This window comes from Synechococcus sp. R3-13 (assembly GCF_047462195.1).
Taxonomy (GTDB): Bacteria; Cyanobacteriota; Cyanobacteriia; order Thermostichales; family Thermostichaceae; genus Thermostichus.
In genome coordinates, this window is the sequence record NZ_JANSIO010000026.1 from 1 (window position 1) to 4,284 (window position 4,284).

Here is a 4,284-nt window from a genome sequence, read left to right on the forward strand (position 1 = left end):
GTTCCTGAGAGGCCATCCTGTGTTGTGGAGAAGGTAGAGCCCTTTGGGGGAGCAACCCTCCTCTGCCCCAAGCAGGTCTTCACCTCGAAAACCGAAGGGGCCTGTACCCTGGCCATTGCCCGCGCGGCGCAGGAGTATTCCCCTCGCAGCGGCCACCTCTGGCTCATCGGCACTGGTCCTGGGGATCTGGGTCAATTGACTTTGGCTGCCCGTATGGCTTTAACTCAGGCCGATGTGGTTGTTGGCTACCAGCTTTATCTGGATCTGGTGGATCCCCTTTTGCACCCCGGCCAAATCCGGGAGGCCTCTCCCATTACCCAAGAGCTGCAGCGGGCCAAACAGGCCATCGCTTGGGCGCAGCAGGGGCTGAAGGTGGCGGTGATTTCTTCGGGGGATGCCGGCATTTACGGCATGGCGGGCTTGGTGCTGGAGTGCTTGGTCCGCTCTGGCTGGGATGGGATCCGCCCTTCTCTGGAGGTGCTGCCGGGGATCTCTGCCTTCCAGGCGGCTGCTGCCCGGCTGGGGGCTCCGCTGATGCACGACTTCTGCGCCATTTCCCTCTCGGATCTGCTTACCCCCTGGCCAGTGATTGCAAAACGCCTGCAGGCGGCTGCCCAGGCGGACTTTGTGGTGGCCCTTTACAACCCCCGCTCCCGGCAGCGGGTGGATCCCTTCCTCAAGGCTCTGCAGATCTTTTTGCAGGCCCGGCCCGCCCATACCCCTGTGGCTTTGGCCCGCAACCTCTACCGCCCTGGCGAAACTCTCCACCTCACCACCCTAGGGGAGCTGGATCCAGAGGAGGTGGACATGCTCACCCTGGTCTTTATCGGCAACTCCCAGACCTTTCGCCATGGGGAGCGGCTGATTACCCCGCGGGGCTACCGCTTGGGCGAGCCCACCTGACTCCTGGGCTCCAGACTCAAAACACCCTCAGATGCCGGGGATCCAACTGCAGCCACCACGGGGATCCCCAACCTTCCACCTCTCGCCAGCGCTCCCGCCACACCTCGGCTTGCAGGTGGTAGTCCTGGCTGTGGGCAGGAGGGCTGCCCAGCTTAAAGAAGAGGGTCAGCCGGTGGGGGGTCTCGCTCCACTTCACCAGCCAAGCGGGAAACGTGTTGGGCAGTCTCCCGTCTGGCCGGAAGGTGAGGTGGTGGGCGCGGATGGCGATGTATTCTCCGGCTGGGGATCCCTGTACCTGCAGCTCACAGCCCCAGTCCAAGGCCAGCACTCGCTGAGAGCCCAGGGGCCTGGCCCGAGAGATGTTTTTGCAGCCCGTCAGTTGCGCCACGCTGAGGCAGGGGGGAGCCTCAAAAAGCTGGTGCTTGTCCCCCTGGACAATGATTCGTCCCTGCTCCATTACAGCCAGATCCCCGCAGAGGCGGAAGGCTTCCTCGATGTTGTGGGTTACCAAAAGCGTGACTCCCTTGTAGTCGGCTAGGATCTCCCCCATCTCCTGCTCCAGATGGCTGCGCAGGTGGGCATCCAAAGCAGAAAAAGGCTCATCTAGCAGCAAGATCTCCGGCTCAGAAGCCAACGCTCGCGCCAAGGCCACCCGCTGCTGCTGTCCTCCAGAGAGCTCGGTGGGGTAGCGGTTTTCCCAGCCTTTCAGCTTGACCAACTGGAGCTGGGCCTGGATCCGCTCCTGTTTTTCGGCCTCGCTCAAGCCCGCAGGGATCCCAAAGGCAATGTTCTGGGCAACGGTGAGGTGGGGAAACAGAGCGTAGTTTTGGAAGATCACCCCCACCCGCCGCTGAGCCGGAGGCAGCCGGATCCCCTGTTCGGCGTCGAACAGGGCCCGCTCGTTGAGCAAAATGCGCCCCCCATCCGGGGTTTCAATTCCGGCAATGCAGCGCAAAAGCAGGCTTTTGCCGGATCCAGAGGCCCCCAGCAAGCCCAGGGGTCGCCCATCGCAGCTCAGTTGTGCCTGAAGCTCAAACTGGGGCAGCTTCTTGTAGATGTCTACCCAGAGGCGAGGGGCCGGAGTTGAGAAATCCGGATCCCTTCTGGTGAGAACCTGTAGAGGACGAGAGGGAGGTCGCTGCCAGGGCCGTCGCTGAAACCAAAGGTTAACTGCCGTCATCACCCCCAAGGACAACATCAAGACCAAGGCCGAGCTAATGGCTGCCCCCCGCATGTCCCCCGCCTGAACGGCAAAGAAGATGGCCATGGATAGGGTTTGCGTGCGGCCCGGGATATTGCCTGCCAGCATCAAGGTGGCGCCGAACTCCCCCAGAGCGCGGGCAAAACTGAGGGTAATCCCCGCCAGGATCCCTGGTAAGGCCAAAGGGATCAGCACCTGCGTAAAAATCTTGGCCCTGCTTGCCCCCAGCGTGCGGGCTGCCGCCACCAGCGTCGGGTCAATCTGCTGGAAAGCTCCCAAAGCCGTGCGGTACATCAGGGGCAGGGCCACCACCACTGCCGTGATCACCCCGGCATACCAGGTGAAGATGACCGATAGGTTCAGCGAGGCCAAAAGTTGTCCCAGAAGGGTTCGCCGACCAAATAGCAGCAACAATAGGAACCCCACCATGGTGGGCGGCAACACCAGCGGCGCCAATAAGATGGCCTCGAGGAGAGAGCGCCACCGACCTCGGTAGTGCAACATCCCATAAGCTGCCAGCGTCCCCACCCCAAAGGTGATAGCTGTGGCTAAGCTGGCAATCCGCAACGAGATCCACAGCGGAGACAGGTCGTAGTCGCTCATCTGGGCAATTGCAGAGGGATCCCTTACAGGCGGATAAAGCCGTACTTCACAAACACCTCTGCCGCTTCCCCTGAGGTCAAAAACTCCAAGTAAGACTGTCCGGCGGGAGTATCGTGCACCAAGGCCACCGGATAGACAATCGGCGTAATGGGATCCGCCGTAGCCACCACCCGCACCCGATCCGAAAGCTGAGCATCCGAGGTAAACAGGATCCCGGCGTCGGCATTGCCCTGCTCCACCGCCGTCAAAATTTCCCGCACCGTGCTGGCAAACACCATCTTGGGCCGCAGCGTCTCAAACACCCCCGCCTCGGTGAGAATTTCCTGGGCATAGCGTCCGGCGGGCATGGCCTGCAGATCCCCAATGGACAGAACCCGGATCTCTTCCGCCACCAAGTCGGCAAAATCCTGAACCTTGGTTCTGGCATTGGCAGGCACAATTAAAGCCATGCGGTTGCTGAGAAGATCTCGCCGGGATCCCTCCACCAGCAGGTTTTGCTGGGCAAGGGCGTCCATAAAAGAGGCGGCTGCGAAAAATACCACGTCCAAAGGAGCCCCCTGCTCCACCTGTTGCTGGAGAGAGCCGGAATTGGCGAAGTTGTACTCAACCTTGATGTCGGGATAGCGGGCGGTGAACAACCGGTCGATTTCCGTTAAAGCCGGTTGCAAGCTCACCGCAGCCCCCACCAAAATGGGCTGAGATTGCGCCAAGCCGGGAGCCGACCCCCACCTCAAAGCCAGAGCGGCCAGGATCCCTAGGAATAACATTGCAGTTCTTCGTTTCATAGCCATTTTTCTTTGACCCGTGACAACTCTCAGAACAGGAAAATCCGCCAATGGTTCGGTGCTTTTGACTGTCGGAATTGGGTTGTAATTTGTATCTGTAGATACACACCTAGACTATCGGCAGCCATTCCTCCCCAGAGACAACGATAAGCATCTGATAGTATTGAAACCAATGTTGAATGGCCATCTGCCGAGATCCCTTCTTGTTCAGTTTGGTCAACACCCCTGTTGCTTTAAGTGTTCAACAAAGGAGAAATCATGCAAATCAGCACTCGCAACTTGTTTAAAGGAACTGTAAAAAGCTTCCAGGTGGGCATGGTCAATGCCGAAATTGTTCTGGAAGTTGCACCAGGCATAGAAATAACAGCCATTATTTCTAAGCACTCTGCCGAACGGTTGGGTATAGCAGTTGGAAAAGAAGCGTATGCTGCCATTAAAGCCTCAGATGTGGTCATCGCCGTGGATTAGTGGTGGATTAGCAAATTGAGTGACTGGCCTAGACTTGCTGTTGCCTGGGATCCAAATACAGGGCTTTGATAAGGCGCTGGCGATCGTTTAGGCTGATCTGAAGCCGCCCATTCTCTACATCCCGCACCCAGCTCTGGCTGCGCCCCAGCCTCTGGGCCAATTCCCGCTGGCTGATTCCCTTTTGCTGGCGTGCCGCCGAGATATCCGCTCCACGCAAAGCTTTGCTTGAGGGGAAGTCTTTTGGGTTTTCGGGAGGGCCAGGGAGATCCGAGTCTGTTGCAACAGGCGCAGACTTTGCCCTACGCTGCCGCCGAGATCCCGATT

The 4,284-nt window shown here is 59.1% G+C and carries 5 protein-coding genes; 2 read left to right on the top strand and 3 right to left on the bottom strand.

The window, feature by feature from the left end:
* On the top strand, positions 1-903 hold a 903-nt coding region (cobJ, locus tag NW856_RS00840), incomplete at its 5' end, for a precorrin-3B C(17)-methyltransferase (RefSeq protein ID WP_414398618.1).
* Between the two features lie 16 nt (positions 904-919).
* Here the strand turns inward: cobJ and modB are convergent.
* Together modB and modA are read right to left on the bottom strand one after the other, a co-directional pair.
* Positions 920-2,707 (bottom strand): molybdate ABC transporter permease subunit, encoded by a 1,788-nt coding sequence (modB, locus tag NW856_RS00845; RefSeq protein ID WP_414398620.1) that lies wholly within the window; start codon positions 2,705-2,707, stop codon positions 920-922.
* A gap of 23 nt (positions 2,708-2,730) precedes the next feature.
* Positions 2,731-3,492: a molybdate ABC transporter substrate-binding protein gene (modA, locus tag NW856_RS00850; RefSeq protein WP_414398622.1), complete on the bottom strand. Its 762-nt coding sequence runs from the start codon at positions 3,490-3,492 to the stop codon at positions 2,731-2,733.
* Positions 3,493-3,750: 258 nt separating this feature from the next.
* Here modA and NW856_RS00855 point away from each other — a divergent pair, with 258 nt between their 5' ends.
* Positions 3,751-3,960, top strand: coding sequence for a TOBE domain-containing protein (locus NW856_RS00855; RefSeq protein WP_414373910.1), 210 nt, complete (start codon positions 3,751-3,753; stop codon positions 3,958-3,960).
* A 28-nt stretch (positions 3,961-3,988) separates the two neighbouring features.
* On the opposite strand, the gene NW856_RS00860 is transcribed toward NW856_RS00855, so the two are convergent.
* Entirely contained in the window at positions 3,989-4,177 is a 189-nt protein-coding gene (locus NW856_RS00860; RefSeq protein WP_414398623.1) for a helix-turn-helix domain-containing protein, read from the bottom strand.
* Between the last annotated feature and the right edge of the window lie 107 nt (positions 4,178-4,284).